Annotated in this window: 16 protein-coding genes; 8 read left to right on the top strand and 8 right to left on the bottom strand. The window is 71.4% G+C overall.

Features of this window, described 5'->3' with window-relative positions:
• Positions 1–107: 107 nt before the first annotated feature.
• The 4 genes from MMF93_RS32685 to MMF93_RS32670 all read left to right on the top strand — a co-directional run bounded on the left by MMF93_RS32685 (position 108) and on the right by MMF93_RS32670 (position 4,871).
• Positions 108–968 carry an ABC transporter ATP-binding protein gene (locus MMF93_RS32685; protein ID WP_242756946.1) on the top strand — a complete coding sequence of 287 codons (861 nt, stop codon included), beginning with the start codon at positions 108–110 and terminating at the stop codon, positions 966–968.
• The gene (locus tag MMF93_RS32680; protein WP_242756944.1) at positions 965–1,939 is read left to right on the top strand and encodes an ABC transporter substrate-binding protein; all 975 of its coding nucleotides are present in this window, start codon (positions 965–967) and stop codon (positions 1,937–1,939) included. The genes MMF93_RS32685 and MMF93_RS32680 overlap by 4 nt, the downstream gene beginning before the upstream one ends.
• Before the next feature lie 4 nt (positions 1,940–1,943).
• On the top strand, positions 1,944–4,013 hold the full coding sequence (locus tag MMF93_RS32675) for an iron ABC transporter permease (RefSeq protein ID WP_242756942.1): 2,070 nt from the start codon (positions 1,944–1,946) through the stop codon (positions 4,011–4,013).
• 348 nt (positions 4,014–4,361) lie between these two features.
• Positions 4,362–4,871, top strand: a complete 510-nt coding sequence (locus MMF93_RS32670) for an MSMEG_1061 family FMN-dependent PPOX-type flavoprotein (RefSeq protein WP_242757881.1) — start codon at positions 4,362–4,364, stop codon at positions 4,869–4,871.
• A gap of 124 nt (positions 4,872–4,995) precedes the next feature.
• Here the strand turns inward: MMF93_RS32670 and MMF93_RS32665 are convergent, their stop codons facing one another.
• Entirely contained in the window at positions 4,996–5,418 is a 423-nt protein-coding gene (locus tag MMF93_RS32665; RefSeq protein ID WP_242756940.1) for a VOC family protein, read from the bottom strand.
• 245 nt (positions 5,419–5,663) lie between these two features.
• Here MMF93_RS32665 and MMF93_RS32660 point away from each other — a divergent pair, with 245 nt between their 5' ends.
• Together MMF93_RS32660 and MMF93_RS32655 are read left to right on the top strand one after the other, a co-directional pair.
• Positions 5,664–7,097 (top strand): MFS transporter, encoded by a 1,434-nt coding sequence (locus MMF93_RS32660; RefSeq protein ID WP_242756938.1) that lies wholly within the window; start codon positions 5,664–5,666, stop codon positions 7,095–7,097.
• Between the two features lie 322 nt (positions 7,098–7,419).
• A complete protein-coding gene (locus MMF93_RS32655; RefSeq protein WP_242756936.1) occupies positions 7,420–8,007 on the top strand; it encodes a hypothetical protein in 588 nt (195 codons plus the stop codon).
• Between the two features lie 123 nt (positions 8,008–8,130).
• Here MMF93_RS32655 and MMF93_RS32650 read toward each other — a convergent pair whose 3' ends face one another.
• The gene (locus tag MMF93_RS32650) at positions 8,131–9,198 is read right to left on the bottom strand and encodes a saccharopine dehydrogenase NADP-binding domain-containing protein (RefSeq protein WP_242756934.1); all 1,068 of its coding nucleotides are present in this window, start codon (positions 9,196–9,198) and stop codon (positions 8,131–8,133) included.
• 101 nt (positions 9,199–9,299) lie between these two features.
• Here MMF93_RS32650 and MMF93_RS32645 point away from each other — a divergent pair, with 101 nt between their 5' ends.
• Entirely contained in the window at positions 9,300–10,301 is a 1,002-nt protein-coding gene (locus MMF93_RS32645; protein WP_242756932.1) for a GlxA family transcriptional regulator, read from the top strand.
• A gap of 13 nt (positions 10,302–10,314) precedes the next feature.
• Here the strand turns inward: MMF93_RS32645 and MMF93_RS32640 are convergent, their stop codons facing one another.
• From MMF93_RS32640 to MMF93_RS32630, 3 genes are all read right to left on the bottom strand, one after another.
• Positions 10,315–11,070 (bottom strand): SDR family NAD(P)-dependent oxidoreductase, encoded by a 756-nt coding sequence (locus tag MMF93_RS32640; RefSeq protein WP_242756930.1) that lies wholly within the window; start codon positions 11,068–11,070, stop codon positions 10,315–10,317.
• A 164-nt stretch (positions 11,071–11,234) separates the two neighbouring features.
• A complete protein-coding gene (locus MMF93_RS32635; RefSeq protein ID WP_242756928.1) occupies positions 11,235–12,032 on the bottom strand; it encodes an SDR family NAD(P)-dependent oxidoreductase in 798 nt (265 codons plus the stop codon).
• Positions 12,033–12,094: 62 nt separating this feature from the next.
• Positions 12,095–13,459, bottom strand: a complete 1,365-nt coding sequence (locus MMF93_RS32630; protein ID WP_423835649.1) for an MFS transporter — start codon at positions 13,457–13,459, stop codon at positions 12,095–12,097.
• 578 nt (positions 13,460–14,037) lie between these two features.
• Here MMF93_RS32630 and MMF93_RS32625 point away from each other — a divergent pair.
• The gene (locus MMF93_RS32625; RefSeq protein WP_242756924.1) at positions 14,038–14,499 is read left to right on the top strand and encodes a MarR family winged helix-turn-helix transcriptional regulator; all 462 of its coding nucleotides are present in this window, start codon (positions 14,038–14,040) and stop codon (positions 14,497–14,499) included.
• A gap of 32 nt (positions 14,500–14,531) precedes the next feature.
• On the opposite strand, the gene MMF93_RS32620 is transcribed toward MMF93_RS32625, so the two are convergent.
• The 3 genes from MMF93_RS32620 to MMF93_RS32610 all read right to left on the bottom strand — a co-directional run bounded on the left by MMF93_RS32620 (position 14,532) and on the right by MMF93_RS32610 (position 17,078).
• Complete coding sequence (locus MMF93_RS32620) at positions 14,532–15,290, bottom strand: YqjF family protein (protein ID WP_242756922.1); 759 nt, start codon at positions 15,288–15,290, stop codon at positions 14,532–14,534.
• A gap of 69 nt (positions 15,291–15,359) precedes the next feature.
• On the bottom strand, positions 15,360–16,586 hold the full coding sequence (locus tag MMF93_RS32615) for a cation:proton antiporter (RefSeq protein ID WP_242756920.1): 1,227 nt from the start codon (positions 16,584–16,586) through the stop codon (positions 15,360–15,362).
• A 6-nt stretch (positions 16,587–16,592) separates the two neighbouring features.
• Positions 16,593–17,078, bottom strand: coding sequence for a cation:proton antiporter regulatory subunit (locus tag MMF93_RS32610; RefSeq protein WP_242756918.1), 486 nt, complete (start codon positions 17,076–17,078; stop codon positions 16,593–16,595).
• Positions 17,079–17,501 lie beyond the last annotated feature (423 nt).

The raw sequence follows: 17,501 nt of genomic DNA, 5'->3' as shown, positions 1-17,501 counted from the left end.
CACCCGGCCCCGGGCACCCAGCCCCCGGGCCCTCGGCCCTCCGGTCTTCGGACGCGTGCGGCAGCCCGCCTCTCGGCGAGTCACTTAGGTTAGGCTAACCTACGTGCATGAGCGTTGGTGAACACGCCGCCGCTGCCTCGCGTCCGCGCGGGCACGGCCTGGCAGCCGAAGGTGTGACCGTGGCCTACGACGATGTCGATGTCGTGCACGGGGCCGCCCTCACACTCCACCCCGGCCGCATCACCGCGCTCGTCGGCCCGAACGGGAGCGGGAAGTCGACGCTGCTGCGCACCCTCGCACGCCTGCAACGCGCACGCAGCGGCACACTCACCCTCGACGGGGAAACCGACGGCCTGGCCCTCACCTCGCGCGAGTTCGCGCGCCGCGTCGCCCTGCTCACGCAGGGCCGCCCCACGCCCAGTGGCCTCACCGTCCGCGACCTCGTCGAGTTCGGCCGCTACCCCTACCGGGGCCGCTGGGGCGGACAGGACCCCGACGGGAGCGCCGCTGTGGAGCGCGCGCTGCGCATGACGGGCGTCGAGGACCTGGCCCGGCGCGGAGCCGAGCACCTGTCGGGCGGCCAGTTGCAGCGCGTATGGCTCGCGAGCTGCCTCGCCCAGCAGACGGGTGTGCTCCTCCTGGACGAGCCGACGACCTATCTCGACCTGAGATACCAGGTCGAACTCCTCGACCTGATCCGCGACCTGGCCGACGACCACGCGATCTCGGTGGGTGTCGTCCTGCACGACCTCGACCAGGCGGCGGCCGTCGCCGACAGGATCGCCCTGCTCCACGCGGGACGGATCACCGCCGAAGGTGCCCCCTGTGACGTCCTGACGCCGCAGCGCCTGACCGAGGCCTACGGCATCCGGATCGACGTCGACACCGACCCCCTGACCGGCCGGCTGCGGACCCGCGCGGTCGGCCGGCATCACATGCGAAGCGAAAGGCTCAGCACCATCCCATGAGACGCCCTGTGATCACCGCGCTCGCCGCCACCGCCGCGGCCGTCATCCTGGCCGGCTGCGGGACGACCGAGTCGGCCTCCACCGGCGCGGACGCGAAATCCGGCCGCATCACCCTCACCGACGCGACCGGCGCGAAGGTGACTCTCGACGGTCCCGCCAAGAAGGTCGTCGGCACCGAGTGGAACGTCGTCGAGAACCTCGTCTCGCTCGGAGTCGAGCCCGTCGGCGTCGCCGACGTCAAGGGCTACAAGACGTGGAACTCCGCGGCGAAGCTGACCAACAGCCCCAAGGACATCGGCACGCGCGGCGAGCCGAGCATGGACACGATCGCCTCCCTCACCCCCGACCTCGTCGTCGCCACCACCGACCTGCCGTCCTCCGCCGTCAAGCAACTGCGGAAGATCGCCCCGGTTGTGGAGGTGCGCTCCGCCGACGCGTCCGACCAGCTCGGGCAGATGAACGAGAACCTCGACCTCATCGCCAAGGCCACCGGTAAGGAAAAGCGGGCCGACACCGTCAAGAAGCGGTTCACGGCGAAGCTCGCTTCGAGCCGCAAGGCCGTCGAGAAGGCCGGGCTCGACGGGACGAAGGTCGCCTTCGCCGACGGCTATGTCGCCTCCAACCAGGTCACGATCCGTCCCTACACCCGGCGCTCCCTCATCGGAGCCGTCAACGAGGAACTGGGCCTGGAGAACGCCTGGAAGGCCAAGGGCGACAAGAGCTACGGGCTCGCCAGCACGGACGTGGAAGGGCTCACGGACCTCGGGGACGTCCAGTTCGCCTACATCGCCGACGAGCAGGACAGCCGCGACCCGTTCGCCAAGGACCTGGCAGGCAACAGGACCTGGAAGTCACTGCCCTTCGTGAAGGCCGGCGACGTGCACCGGCTGCCGACCGGCATCTGGATGTTCGGCGGCCACGCGTCGATGGGGGCCTATGCCGACGCCCTCGTCGACGCGCTGAAGAAGTAGCGCCGTGGCCGTCACCGCAACAGCCTCCAGCCCCACCACGGCCGGGTCCAAGGCGGCCACGACCGGCGCGGCCGCGGTGACGGCCGCGCTCGTGCTCCTGGTCGCCGTCCTCGCCGTCACCGACCTCACCCAGGGCACGGCCGCCGTCGGTCCCGGCGAGGTGGCCAAGGCACTCACCGGTCACGCCGGGCAGTCGGACGCCGCCGTCGTCATCGCCTCGCGCCTGCCGCGGATGGCCGCGGGGCTCCTGGTCGGCGTCGGTCTCGGCGCCGCGGGCGCCGCGTTGCAGGCCGTGAGCCGCAACGTGCTCGCCTCCCCCGACACCCTCGCTGTGAACGCCGGCTCGTATCTGGCCCTCGGGCTGCTCGCCGCCACCGGGGTCTCGCTACCGTTCCTGGCCTCCTCCACGGTGGCCTTCGCCGGCGGTCTCGTGGCGGCAGCCGTCGTGCTGGGCCTGTCAGGCCCCGGCACGGGAACCGTCCGGCTCGTGCTGGCCGGCAGCGCCCTCGCGCTCGGCGTCAGCTCCGTGACCGAAGGCCTGCTGCTCCTCTTCCCCGAGCGGACGGACGGCCTCTACCAGTGGAGCCACGGCTCCCTCGCGCAGAACGGGGCGGACGGTGTGGCACAGATGGCACCCGTCGCCCTGCTCGGACTCGTCGGGCTGCTGCTCGTCGCCCGCCGCGTCGATGTGCTCGCCCTGGGGGACGACGCCGCTCGCGGCCTCGGCGTCCGGGTGCGGACCACCCGCCTCACGGTGGTCGCACTCGCCGCGCTGCTGTCCGCGGCGGCCGTGACACTCGCCGGGCCGATCGGGTTCGTCGGGCTGTGCGCCCCGGCGCTCGTGCGTCCGCTCGGGCGCCTGCACCGGCCCTTCACCCGGGCGCGCCTGACCATCCCCGTGGCGGGTCTGACCGGCGCCGCACTCGTGCTCGGCTCCGACGTGCTGTTGCGGGCGGTGGCCGGCTCCGCGTCCGCGGTCGCGGTACCCACGGGGGCGGTCACCAGCGTGGTCGGTGCCGTCTTCCTCGTCGCGATGGCCCTGCGCATGCGGGAGGCGGGCGGCGCGTCCGAGGCCGACAGACTGCGCACACCGAGCCGGGCCGCGTTCGTGGTGACCGTGGTCGTCCTCGTGGCCGTGCTCGTCGGCGTGACGATCGCCGCCGTGCTGCTCGGCGACGCCAAGCTGCTGCTCGGAGACGTCGCGAACTGGGTGCAGGGGCAGGCGGGCCGGGCCACCGGATTCGTCCTCGACACCCGGGTGCCGCGGGTGCTCGCCGCGCTCCTCGCGGGGGCCGCGCTCGCCCTGGCCGGCACCCTCGTGCAGGCCGTGACCCGCAACCCCCTCGCCGAACCCGGCGTCCTCGGTGTCTCCGGCGGGGCGGCGCTCGGCGCCGTCCTCGTCGTCACGACGGTGCACGGCGCCGGCTCGTGGGGCATCGCAGGCGCCGCGTTCGCCGGCGCTTCGGCCACCGCGGTGCTCGTCTTCGGCCTCGCCGCCCGCGGCGGGTTCCAGCAAAACCGTCTCGTCCTGGTGGGCATCGGGGTGGCGTCCGGAACGACCGCGCTCACCAGCCTGTTCATCGTCCTGACCGATCCCTTCAACGCGACGAAGGCGCTGACCTGGCTGTCGGGCTCGACCTACGGGCGCACCGCGACCGACGTGCTGCCCCTCGCGGTCGTCCTGGCCGCCGGCGCGGCCGTGGCGGTCGCGCGACGCAAGGAGCTCGACCTGGTCTCGCTCGACGAGGACACCCCCAGGCTCCTGGGCCTCTCTCTCGCGCGAGGCAGGTTCGGCTTCCTCGCGGTCGCCGTGTTGCTGAGCGCCACCGCCGTCGCGGCGGCCGGCACCATCGGCTTCGTGGGGCTCGTGGCACCGCACGCGGCCCGCGCCCTGGTGGGGCGCCGGCACGTGCGGAGTGTGCCGGTGGCCATGCTCCTGGGCGCCGTTCTCGTCGCCGTGGCGGACCTGCTGGGCCGTACGGTCATCGCCCCGGCGCAGCTCGGCGCCGGCCTCATGACGGCCGTCGTCGGGACGCCCTACTTCCTCCATCTCCTCGTCCGCAGTCGGCGGTAGGCGGCGACAGGAGCCTCAGGAAGTGGCAGAGAACTGCCGCGCTCCGCACTTCGCGCCCCGGCCCGGAGTGCGGAGCGGCCGGCTGCCGAAGGCAGTCGAACCCCTCCCTTGCGTCCACTACCTGTCCGGGCGGCGCAGCGCCGCCTCGCGCAGGACCACGTCTGGAGTCCGTACGTGCCCACCCCCATACCGGCCACCGACGACACCGGTGCCACCGACACCAGCGACGCCACCGATGCGAACCGAACCGACACGCACAACGCTGACGCGCACAACGCCGACGCGGACGGCGCCGGTAGCGCGGTCGACGGCGAGCGGCCGCCGGAGAGCGCGGACCGCACCGGCCTCGTGCCGGTCGGCTCCGCCGCGGAGCTGCGCGAAATCCTCGGTCAGCCCCACGCGGTGGTGGTGGACAAGGTGCATCAGCGGCTGACCGACGCCGATCTGGACATGCTGGCGCGTGCGCCGTTCGGCATCCTCGCCACCTCCGACGCGGCCGGCAACTGCGACGCCTCACCCCGAGGCGGTCGAGCCGGGTTCGCCCGGGCTGTGGACCGCGGCACGCTGGCGCTGCCCGACCTTCCCGGCAACCGCCGGGGTGACAGCTTCCACAACATTCTTGAGAACCCGCACGTCGGCCTGGTCTTCCTCATCCCCGGCTCCTCCGAGGTCCTGCGGGTCAACGGCCGCGCCCGCGTTGTGAGGGACGCGCCGTTCTTCGACGCGATGGCCGTCAAGGGCCGGCGCCCCCGGCTCGCGCTGCTGGTCGAGATCGACGAGATCTACCTGCACTGCCCGCAGTCACTCAACCGCTCCCAGCTGTGGGACACGAAGAACGCGCCGGCGACGCGCGGGTGACGTGCGCTGGGGCCGGGTGACGGGCCACCCCGTGCTCGGTGCGCGCGGTGTGTCCGGTGCACGCGGCACGTCCGGTGCACGCGAAGTGTGCACTGCGCGCGGCCCGTTTCCCCGGGGCGCAGGCTCAGCTTCCGTACTTCTCGCGCATCTCCGCCAGGAACTCGGGTGACGGCGTTCCGGGTGTCGACACGTCGATCACCTGCCCGTTGGGGTCTTCGACCAACATGCTGCGCTGCCCGTAGAAGGTGTCGCGCGGTGGTTCGACGATTCTCGTACCGGCCGCCACCGCCCTTGCGTACACCGCCTCCACGTCGTCCACCACGAAGGTCAGCACGGTGCCCTGGGCCCTGCCCCGGTACGCCTCCGGGACCAGTTCGTGCTCACGGCGCCAGACACCCAGTTCGTTCAGCGGGTTGTCCGGCGCTTGCAGGTTGACGAACCAGTCACTGTCGAACGCCACGGTGAATCCGAGGAGATCGACGAAGAAGTCCCGTGTCCCGGCCAGATCGTCGGAGAGGATGTTGGCGAAGGCCCGGTTGATGGTCATGAACCCTCCAGATCAGAGGCTCGGCGCGGCGATCACACGTGCACTCTACGTGCGTTCGTGCGGTGTGCGTCGCGGAAAAACCCGCGTCCGCTGCCCCCGCTCTCCTGGTGCTGACCGGCCACAGTCCCGAACGGACCGGCAAAGAAAACTGTGATGCACGTCACGTCCGATTTGCCGGATTACCGGGGTCCCGCGCGCCGCCATGATTCCCGCCGGAAAGACAACACCGGGAGTAAGGAACGCGAGTGAGCAGCAGTCGGAGCGTCGGATCGTGGCGGGAACTCGGCAGCCACCTGGGCACCGTTGTGGTGCTGGCCGGTGGCGTTCTCGTGGGCGCCATCAACATCTATCTGGCCGCGAGCCTGCTGCCGACAGCAGTCGCGGACATCGGCGGCGAACGCCTCTACGCGTGGAACATGACCGTGTTCCTGATCGGCCAGGTGGTCGCGACCATGCTCGTGAGCTGGACGCTGGCCAAGAGCGGCAACATCGGTGCGTACCTGCTGGGCTTCGGAGTCTTCGCCGCGGGCTCGGCGCTGTGCGCGGCGAGTCCGGTGATGCCGGTACTGCTGGTCGGCCGCGGCGTCCAGGGGCTGGGGGCAGGCTTGCTGACCGGGCTGGGGTTCGCTCTGATCCACTCGGCGCTCCCACAACGCCTGTGGGTACGCGGCACCGCGTTGATCTCCGCCATGTTCGGCCTGGGCAACTTCGTCGGCCCGGCGCTGGGCGGGCTCTTCGCACAGTTCGGATCCTGGCGGTCGGCCTTCGTCGTGTTGGCTCTCGGCTCGGTGGTGCTGGCCTCGTTGGTACCGAAGGGGCTTCCGCGCAACGGCGGCGCCGGGGACGCACCGGTGCCGGTGGCGCTCCGTTCGCTGCTGCTGGTCGTCGGGACCGCGGGCGCGGTGAGCGTTGCCGGGGTCATCTCGGACGCGCTGGTGAGGGTGGCTCTGCTGGCCCTGGCCCTCGCACTGGTCTGGGCCTTCGTGCGGACCGAGAAGCGCACCAGTGTGCGCGTGCTGCCCCGCCCGGCCTACCAGGCCGGCTCGACTCTGCGCTGGGTCTACCTGACCATCGCGCTACTCGCCTCGGGAGTCGCCGTGGAGACCTTCCTTCCGCTGTTCGGACAGCGGCTCGGCGGTCTTCCCCCGCTGGCAGCCGGGTTCTTCGGCGCCGCCTTGTCACTGGGCTGGTCCCTCACTCAGGTCGTGAGCTCCTCGGCACACCGGCCACGGACCGTACGCCTGCTGCGGGTGGCCGGCCCCGGGCTGCTCGCAGCCGGGCTCGCCGTCCTCGCCATGCTGCAGCAGCGCGACGCGTCGATGCTGGTGGTCCTCGTCTGGCTGCCCGTGCTCCTCATCGCCGGGGCCGGCATCGGCCTCGCCATGCCCCACCTGTCGGTCGCCGCGATGACCAGCACGACGGACAGGCAGGAAGGAGAGAAGGCCGCCGCGGCGATCGCGACCGTGCTGACGATGTCCACCGCGTTCGGTGCGGCGCTCGCCGGTCTCCTGGTCAACGTGGGCGGACCCTCGCTGGTCTCCTCCGCACGGTGGCTTCTCCTGGGCTTCGCTCTCCTGTCCGCTGTGGGGATGCTCACGGCGGTGCGCACCGCACACAACGGTGCGCGGTCCGCCGGAACGCCCAAGAGTCACGAGGTGGAGACGGCTCTCGAGCCGTGAAGCGCCCCTGAAGGCTGAGCGGGACTTCGCCGTTCAGCCACTTGAGGCCCCGTCCGTCCGGTGCGGCACCCGACGACTGCACCGGACGGAGTCGCCAGCTGCTTTGACGCGTGGGTCGCTGCCGCGCCACCACCGGCCCGAACTGGGACGCGGTGGAGGAGCGAGGCGCTTGGAAGGGGTTGTTCTGTGGGGAAGAGGCAGTGCTGAACAACTCGACGGGTGCTGTGATCGGAAGCGAACGACGGGGACGAAGCGTCCATTCCGGGGAAGAGTCCAACCCCGGCGGGAGACCCCCGGCCCGACGCGCGGTCGAAGGAGAACGATGTTTCCGTTGCGGTTGCTGTTCGCGTTGTGCGCCGCACCGTTGCTCGTGGCCGCCTTCGTCGGCGTCGCCTGGCTGGCCCTGCGCGTCCACCCGTCGTACCTGCTGCTCGGCTTGGTCTGTGCCGGGCTCGCGCTGGCACTCGGCTGCCGGATCCACAGTCATTTCGCGGACCAGGGGTCTGCTCCCCTCGCGTTCGTCATGGGCCTCGTCCTGGTCGCCACCGTTCTCGCCGGCTATGTGGTGGCGTTCAACTCGGTCGCTCCACAGCACACGTGCACCGTGACCGAGGAGCGCACCTGGAAGCGGTACAGCCCCGGCGGCTACACGACCTACACCCACCGTCGGCTGGCGTGCGCTGACGGGCGCACCGACTCCCTGGGGAGCGAACTGACGGCTCGGCAGGGAAAGGACACCACCGACAAGCACGACCACACCCGGCTGTTGGTGGCCTACGACCCGAACGGCCGGCTGCCTTCCTTGGACCTCGACGACCAGTTCTGGTGGGTGGTGTGGGCGATCTTCGGCATGGCACTGGTGACTGCGGTGCACGCGGGGGTCGTCATCTCCGGACAGCGCCGGAGGTGAGGCCGCAAGAACCGCTCGCCGAGGGCCAGGTCCGCCGCGCCGGGGCCTCGGCGATGAAGAACCCGCCGGGCGCGGCCGCGGCGACACCTGGCCCGGATCTCCACGGCGACGCCCCCCGGTGGGTCACGGCGCCCCGACACGCGCAGCGGAGGCCGCCCGCCCGGGGAGCATCTCCCAGGAAAGGTGCGGGGACAGGGCGCGGAGGAAGTCGGGGGCGTCGAAGATCTCCCCCGCGCAGGCCACACCGGCCGTTGTGGTCCGGCCCGTGAGGACGCGGTCGAGCGCTTCCACGACGAGCGGGGCGGTGACCGCGTAAATGTCCTGTCCCCGGGCCACGGCGCGCCGCTCGACGCCGCCGAAGCGTACGACCACGTCGACGAGGAAGGTCTGAGCGGACCGGCCGCCCTCGTCGGCCGCCGCCGGCGCCGGTGTGTCCGGTGCCGACACGTCCCGGGCCGCCTCGGCCGTCATGTAGGTGTGCACCGCGGGTATGGGCAGATGGCTCGGGACGGTGACGACATCGGCCATCGTGAAGCCGGCCACGACGGTACGGGGGCCCATCGGGTCGGGAAAGGGCCACGGAAGGGTACGCGGTTCGTCGTGGTGGTACTCCAGCCGCCCGTTCGTGTAGCGGAGGCCTCGTCCGCCGCGACGCTGCCGCGAGACGGCTCCCGCGGCCCGTGTGCCCGCTGTCGGATGCCAACTGCTCAGCCCGTAGGCGACGTGGGCCTCGTCGGCCCTGGCCCAGTCGCCCATCGCGGCGGTGACCAGCAGGTCACCGAGGCCTCCGTAGAAGGCCATCGCAGGGACGATCACCGCTCGCGCGGCGCGGGCGCGGTCTGCGAAGTGCGTGAACGCGTCGAGGTTCGCCTCGATCTCGGCGGCGACGTCCAGGTACGGGATCCCGGCGCGCAGCGCCGCTTCCATCACGGGTGCCGCCGTCGTGGCGAAGGGCCCGGCGCAGTTGACGACAGCCGCCGCGCCGGCCACCGCACGGTCGAGCGAGGCCGCCTCGTCCACCGACGCCCGACGCGCCTCCAGCCCGTCAGTGGACGCCGCCATCGTCGCCAGCTTGCCCGCGTCGCGGCCGGAGAGGACCGGGACGAATCCGCGGTCGCGAAGGTGTGCCACCACGAACCGTCCCGTATGCCCGTACGCGCCGAACACCGTGACCCTGCTCCCCGTCCCCATGCTTCCTCCCCTGCTGTGGCGATCTGCTGTCGCGGACATCCTGCCGAGGGCGGGCATGCCGTACGAGTGTCCGGAACGCCATGACCCGTACACTTCCGGACGTGAGGACTGTCGCGTTGGCCGTCACCGACGGCATGTTGCACCTCGAACTGTCCATGGCCCACGAGGTTTTCGGGGCGGCACCGGCCGGCGTGCCCGAGCCCTGGTACGACGTCGTGCTCTGCGGGCCCGGCACGGTACGCGCGGGCCGCTTCCTGCTGGAGCCCGATCACGGCCTGAGCCAACTCCCGCTCGCCGACACCGTGATCGTCCCCGGCTGGGCCGACGTCGACGCGGAGCCGCCCGCCGCCCTGGTCGACGCGGTGTGTGCGGCCCACGAGGCGGGCGCACGCGTGGCCTCCCTCTGCACCGGCGCCTTCGTGCTGGCCGCCGCCGGTCTGCTGGACGGGCGGCGCGCGACCACGCACTGGGCACACACCCGGGCTCTGGCCGCCCGCTTCCCCCGGGTGCAGGTCGATCCGCATGTCCTCTACGTGGACAACGGCAGCGTGCTCACCTCCGCCGGCAAAGCCGCCGCCATGGACCTGTGCCTGCACATGGTCCGCCGCGACCACGGCTCGTCGATCACCAACACGGTCGCCCGCCGCCTGGTCGTGCCCCCGCACCGGGAGGGCGGGCAGGCCCAGTTCGTCACCACCCCGGCGCCCGCCCCGCACCACCACCCGCTCGACGACCTGTTCCCCTGGGTGCTCGCACGGCTTGACCAGCCCCTGACCGTGCAGGACCTGGCCCGGCAGGCGCGGATGAGCTCGCGCAACCTGGGCCGGCACTTCACCTCGGTGACCGGAACCAGTCCGCTGCGATGGGTGCTGACCCAGCGGATCCGGCGCGCCCAGGAACTGCTGGAGACCACCGGCGAGAGCGTGGAGAGCATCGCGGCTGCCACCGGCATGGGCACCGCCACGACGCTGCGCCGCCACTTCCACCGCACGGTCGGCGTTCCTCCCGACACCTACCGCCGCACTTTCCGCTCCCGAACCCGCCATGACCCGCAGGCGGCGGGCGACATCCGAGCGGACAGCACCAGAGCGGACACCACCTGAGCGGACACCACGGTCACCGCAGCTTGACGGAGCCCCCGTCGGCCATGACGGTCTGCCCGGTCATGTACTGGGCGTCGTCGCTCGCGAGGAAGGCAACGATGGGGGCGACGTCACGGTCGGGGTCCCCGAAGCGCCCCAGGGGAACGGCGGCGGCGGACTGCGCGTACTGCTCGGGACGCGCTTCGGCCCACGTGGCCACACCGGCTGTCATGGCCATCGGGCAGACCACGTTGACGCGGATGTTGAGCGGCGCCCACTCGTTCGCGGCCACACGGCTCAGGCCGCGGATGGCCTCCTTCGCCGCCGCGTAGGAGGCCTGGTTGGGCTGGCCGTTGAGTCCGGCTCCGGAACCGAAGTTGATGACGGAAGCGTTGCCGGACTTCGTCAGCTCGGGCAGAGCGGCGAGCATGAAGTTGCGGGTGGCGTACAAGCCGGTGTCCATCGCGAGGTTCCAGTCGTCGTCTGTCTGCTCCTCGAACGGCTTCTGGCGGGACACGCTCGCGTTGTTGACCAGCACGTCGAGGGAGCCGAAACGCTCCACCGCGGTCGTCACAGCCGTGTCCGCGACGGCCCGGTCCGAGACGTCGCCCTGCAGGAAGACGACGGCGTCGCCCAGTTCGGCGGCGAGTGCGTGCCCGGCCTCCTGTTGCAGGTCGACGACCACGACGCGGGCCCCTCGGGCGACGAAGAGCCTGGTGATGGCGCCGCCGATTCCCGAAGCGCCTCCCGTGACGATGACGGATTTGCCCTGGAGGGTCTGGGGATCCATGGTGCACTTCCTTTCCTGTGTGCGTGCGTTTCCACGTGTGTGGCTGGGTGGGTGAGCCTGCGTCAGTGGGTGTGCGTGGATGCGTGAGGCGTCCCTTGCGGGGCCGGGCCCGTCCGCACACCCCGGGGGGGCGAAGCACGGCGGAGGTGGTCCGACGCCGCGGCTCAGACGGGGAGCTGGGCGCGGCGGCCGGGAGCGGCGGACGACTGCATGGTCACCCCCCCGTCGACGACCAGGAGCTGGCCGGTGAGGTAGCGGGACTCGTCCGAGGCGAGGAAGACCATGGTGTGGCCGATGTCCTCGGGCGAGCCGAGACGGGGCAGAGCGTTGCCCTTCTTGAGGCTCTCCACGACGCCTTCGGGCAGGTTGTTCTCCAGCGCGGGGGTCACGACCGCTCCGGGAGCGACGGCGTTGCAGCGCACGTTGTGGGGCCCGTACTGGACGGCGGTGGACTTGGTGAGGTTGACCACGGCGGCCTTGACCGCACCGTAGGACGTCTGCAGGACGTCGCCGACCAGTGCGGCGACGGACGCGGTGTTGATGATCGATCCGCCTCCCGCCCGGATCATGTGCGGAAGCGCGTGCCGGGTCCCCAGGAGCGTGCTGCGCAGATTGCGGGCGACGGCACGGTCGAACTCGTCCATGTCCATGCGCAGGACGTCCAGGTCGACGCTCGGATTCGTGCCGCCCACGTGGTTGCAGAGCACGTGCAGGCCACCGAACTCGCTGACGGCTGAGGCGGTCATGCGCGCGACCGAGTCCTCGTCCGTGACGTCCACCGTCACGGCCAGGGCGTCTCCGCCGTCCTGCGCGATGAGCGCGGCGGATTCCTCGGCCGCCGCGGTGTCGTAGTCGGCCACCACCACCCGGGCGCCCTCGCGGCTCATCAGCTGGGCGGCGGCACGGCCGATGCCGCTGCCCGCGCCGGTGACGACCGCGACCTTGTCCTTGAGACGTTCCATGACTGTGCTTCCTTCGCTTCGCCGGTTGGCCTGTGGCATCAGCAGTTGGTTGGTCCGCGGGGTCAGCGGGCGACGCCGACGGCGGGAGTCGCCGCGGTCTGCCGCCCCGCAGCGGGACGGTGGGGCCGGGGGATGAGGACGGTGACGGCGATGCCGAGGAGCGCGGCGGCCATCGCGACGACGTAGGTCGTGCGGAAGCCCTGCTCGGTCGGCACGGAGACCGAGCCGAGCTGCGTGCTCATACCGGCGAGAATCGCGGCCATCACCGCGCTGGAGGAGGACGTGCCGACGGAGCGCATCAGCGAGTTGATGCCGTTGGCTGACGCTGTCTCGTTGCCGGGGACCGCCCCCATGATCAGGGCAGGGCTCGCCGCGTAGGCGATGCCCACACCGGCGCTGACGATCAGCGACATGACGACGATCTGCCAGACCTCGGCCATGAGCAGCAGCCCCACGCCGTATCCGAACCCGATCACGCACAGACCGGTCAGCAGGGTCACACGTGCGCCGTACCTGGCGGTGATGCGCGCGGAGAGAGGCGCGAAGGCCATCATGATCAGTCCGCTCGGCGCCAGTGCCAGGCCTGCCGCCAGCGTGGACTGGCCCAGGCCGTACCCCGTGGCGGAGGGCGACTGGAGCAGCTGCGGCAGCACCAGCGACGTCGCGTACATGGCGAAGCCGACCAGGAGAGAGGCCAGGTTGGTGAACAGGACGGGGCGGCGTGCGGTGACGCGGAGGTCCACGAGTGGCTGCGCGACGCGCAGCTCGTACCAGCTCCACGCCAGCAGTATCACCACGCCACCGGCGAACAGACCGAGAGTGGAGCCGCTGGTCCAGCCCCAGCTGCCGCCCTTGGTGGCGGGCAGGAGCAGGCACACCAGGCCGGCGGACAGACCGACGGCGCCGAGGGCGTCGAAGCGCCCCGGGGACTGGTTCGGGGACTCACACAGCAGGACCGTCACCAGCGCGAGACAGAGCGCCCCCAGCGCTGCGGCGAACCAGAACAGCACGTGCCAGTCGGCGTACTGGACGAGGGCAGCCGACACCGGCAGCCCGACGGCGCCGCCGACACCGAGGGCGGCACTGACCAGGGCGATGGCTCCGCCGACACGTTCGGCGGGCAGCACGTCGCGCAGGAAGCTGAGCCCGACCGGTATGACGCCGGTGGCCAGGCCCTGCAGCGCCCGACCTGTGATCACCGGCACCAGACTGTCCGACACGGCGCAGAGCACCGACCCGACGACGACCAGCGCCAGGCTCGCGATGATGACCCTGCGTTTGCCGAACATGTCGCCGAGTCGCCCGGCGATGGGCGTGACCACGGCCGCGGCCAGGAGGGTGGCGGTGACGGCCCAGGACGCGCTCGAAGGTCCCGCGTGCAGCAGCTGGGGCAGCTGGGGAATGATCGGCACGATGAGGGTCTGCATCAGCGAAATCACGACACAGCTCAGAGTGATCACGGCAGTGACGGCCCCTGCCCCCACTGTGCGGACGGCCTTGGCTGACAACGAAGCACTCCTAGCTGAGAGGGGCCCGCCGTGAGCGGGCCGGACGGTTTGGTCCCGCGAACTCGGGTGCCGCTAAAGGGACACGTTGTCGGCGGCTCGGCGGCTCGGCGGCCGGAGCGCCGCCCGCCGCGCCTTCGGCTCGGACAACGGCCGCGAGGACAGACAACAGACGCGGGCGAAGACAGCGGGGGCCTCGACCCGCGGTGCGCGACACCTCGGCGCACCGACTGCACGCCGCGAGAGCCTACGGGCGGGCGCCGGCCCCCGGACCGGGAGGAAGATTCCCGAGCGCGGTGACTGGTGTGAGGTGACAGGTCTGTACGGTCGATCTCGCGGCCGAGATACCCCCTCGGCGCACGATGAGCTGCATGAACACGTTGTGCATGTTACATACACAAGGCATCCGCGTGCAACGCTTCCCCGCACCGTTCAGTGGGGGGAGGGGGCGGGCACCGGCGTACCGACACGACAGAAAACGACACGGAAAGAAGGTCGAGATGAAGGAGCCGAGCGAGCAGGAGCGCCGCCTGGGCGACCTGGAGCGCGAGCTGACCCTGTTGTCACGGCATTTCATCGCTTCGCGCGGCCCGCGTATCGGTCAGAGTCTCGATCGCTCCGCCTACGTGCTGCTCACCCGGCTGGAGACGGGCGAACCGCTCACGCTCAAGGAGCTGGCACACACCTTCCAGGCCGACGTGTCCACCATCAACCGGCAGGTCAGCGCCATGCTCCGGCAAGGACTCGTGGAGCGCATCCCGGACCCCGCCGGGGGCGTCGCACGCAGGTTTCGGCCCACACCCTCCGGCCTCGAACGCCTGGAGGCGGACCGGGCGATCAGCCGCGCGGGGGCGGCCCGGCTCATCGAGGCGGCGGAGTGGACCGAGGAGAAGACCCAGCAGTTCCTCACCCTGCTGGTCGAGTTCAACCGCGGCATCGAACAGCTCGAAGGTCCCGCGTAGGCCTCCTGGCCTTCTGGCCTCCGCGGGACCCTTCACGGGGTGGGCAGACCCCCCGGGCGGGCGGGGCGGCCGAAGCGGACCGGCACGCCGGGCGAGTACAGCACACTCACCGGCGGCCCCGCCGGTGACGGCACCCCGGCCGCGGTCACCAACTCGTCCTGGCACTCCAGGAGTTCGGCGCGGTGCAGCGGCCAGCGCGGGTGGGCGTTGGGCAGGTACACCGGCCGGCCGAAGAAGCTGTTGTGCATGCCCCAGCGGGCGGTCAGGAAGTGTTCGAGCGCGCTCGGCTCCTCGATCCGCTCGCCGACCCGCACCCTGATCCGGCACCCCAGCCCGCGCGGCCCGGGCAGGCGTCGGCTGCTGACATAGCTGACGGTGTCCCCCTCATGCCGGACCGACATCCTCGCCCAGACGTACGGCAGCCGGAAAGCGAGGCGCGCGACGGCCACCGGCAGCGACCGCGAGGCCTCCAGCGAGCGGAAGACCACACCGCGCCGACCGTGCCGGTCCACCGAGTAGAGGCGCACGTTGGTCTCGGGAAAGGTGCCGAAGTACGGAACACCCGGCAGCCCGAACCAACCCACCCGGTGCATCCGGAAGGCCACCAGACCGACGTAGGTGCGCCCCTCGTGGGTGTCGGGGACGGTCCCGGCAGGCAGCAGCGGCGCCACATCCGCCGGATCGACGGCCCAGTGCAGGAACGACAGGTCGAGCCAGGACTGGGTGGTCAGCGCGACCCGGACCCCGCGCGCCGGCTCGGGCGTGATCGACTCGGCGGGGGCGCGTTCCATGACACCAGCCTGGCACACACCACCCGAGCGTCGGCCCGGACGCCCGGGTGCCGGCGTCGGCTGCCTGTCTCAGCTGTTCGTGTGGACCACCTCGGTGGGTTCCGCCGGCGCGACGGCGGCCTGCGCGGCGGTGCGCCGGCGAGCGAGGCGACGGGTGAGGCGGCGGGCGAGCGGCTCGGTCCAGCGGGCGGTGAGCGGCCCGATGATGACGAGGATGAGGACGTAGGCGGTGGCCAGCGGACCGATGCGGGGCTCGACCCCCACGGCCAGACCCGCGATGACGATGGAGAACTCCCCGCGGGCCACCAGAGTGCCTCCGGCGCGCCAGCGGCCCGCGGTCTTGATTCCGGCGCGGCGAGCCGCGTACCAGCCGGTGGCGATCTTCGTCAGCGCGGTGACGACGGCGAGGATGAGGGCGGGGACGAGGACGGGCGGGATGTCGGCCGGGTTGGTCGAGAGTCCGAAGAAGACGAAGAAGACGGCGGCGAAGAGGTCACGCAGTGGTGTGAGGAGGCTGCTGGCGCCCTCGGCGACCTCTCCTGACAGTGCGATGCCGACGAGGAACGCGCCGACGGCGGCGGACACCTGGAGTTCCTGTGCGATGCCGGCGACCAGGAGGGTGAGTCCGAGGACGACGAGGAGGAGCATCTCGGCGTTGTCGGAGGAGACCGCCTTGCTGATCAGGCGACCGTGGCGCAGGGCCAGGTAGAGCACGGCGGCGACCGTTCCCAGGGAGATCAGCAGGGTAAGGGAACCACCGGCCAGGCTGACTCCGGCGAGCAGCGCGGTGAGGATCGGCAGATAGACCGCCATGGCCAGGTCCTCGATGACCAGGACGCCGAGAATGACGGGGGTCTCGCGGTTGCCGAGACGTCCGAGGTCGCCGAGGACCTTCGCGATGACGCCCGAGGAGGAGATCCAGGTGACACCGGCCAGCGCCACGGCACCGACCGCTCCCCAGCCGAGGATCAGCGCGGCGACGGCACCGGGAACCGCGTTGAGTACGAAGTCGACCGCTCCGGACGGGTACTGCGTCTTGAGGTTGGTGACGAGGTCGGAGGCGCTGTACTCCAGCCCCAGCAGGAGCAGCAGCAGGATGACGCCTATCTCGGCGCCGGTTGCCACGAACTCCTCACTCGCCTGGAGTGGGAGGATGCCTCCTTGTCCGAAGGCGAGGCCGGCCAGCAGGTAGAGAGGGATGGGTGAGAAACCCACGCGTCCGGCGAGGCGCCCCAGGAGGCCGAGGGCGAGAATGATCGCCCCGAGTTCGATGAGCATGGCAGTCGTGTTGTGCACGGGCGTCTATCCTCCGATGATCAGTTCGGCGACGGCGTCTACGCCTTCCCGGGTTCCGACGACGACGAGGGTGTCGCCGATCGCGAAGCGGAAGTCCGGGGTCGGCGACGGGACAGCCGCGGTCCGGCGCAGAACGGCGACGATGGAGGCACCGGTGCGGGTACGCGCCTGAGTGGAGCCGAGCGTGCGTCCTGCGTACGGCGAGCGTTTGGTGACCTCGATGTGTTCGGTGACCAGGTCGATCTCGACCTGCTGCTGCAGGTGGGCCACCGGGTCGTCGGTCAGCAGGTTCGCCAGCGCGGTCGCCTCGTGCGGTGTGAGGGTGGCCGCGTCTTTGCAACTGTCGTCGTCCTCGGGGTCGTGGAAGGCGAGGATGCGCCGGCCGTCCTGGCGGACGACGACCGAGAGGTGGGGGCCGGCACCGGTTTCCAGGTCGTAGCGGGTGCCGACTCCGGGCAACGACGTTTTGCGGGTGTGGGTGGAAGGCTCCATGACGTGCTCCAGAAGGGCGCGGATCGGGGGTGTGCGGCCGACGGGTGCCGCGACGGCTCGGACCGCGTCGCGGCACATGCCTGTGCTGCTCGCCTGGGAAGGCCCGTGCGGCATGTGCCGGACGGGCCGGACCGCGTCCGTGCGGCGTCAGCGCACGCGGCCGATGCGCGCCCCCGGCCTGGGCGGCAGGGGCAGCGGTCCGGGGCGTCAGCGGCAGCGCGGGCGGCAGGTATCCGGCACGCTGCCGCGCGCGGCGTTCTCGACGCGCACCGGGACGGGTGGCGGTGCCGGTGGGCGACAGACCACCGCGACGGACAGATAGAGGGCGTGGCTTCCTTGACCCATGTCACGCCCCCCTTGCCCGCTCGGTGCCCTGGCCGTCAGCCGCCAGGACTTCACGTAAGCATTCACCCGCTCAATGGA

This window comes from Streptomyces tubbatahanensis (assembly GCF_022699385.1).
Lineage (GTDB): Bacteria > Actinomycetota > Actinomycetes > Streptomycetales > Streptomycetaceae > Streptomyces > Streptomyces diacarni.
This window is presented reverse-complemented; position numbering and strand designations above follow the sequence as displayed.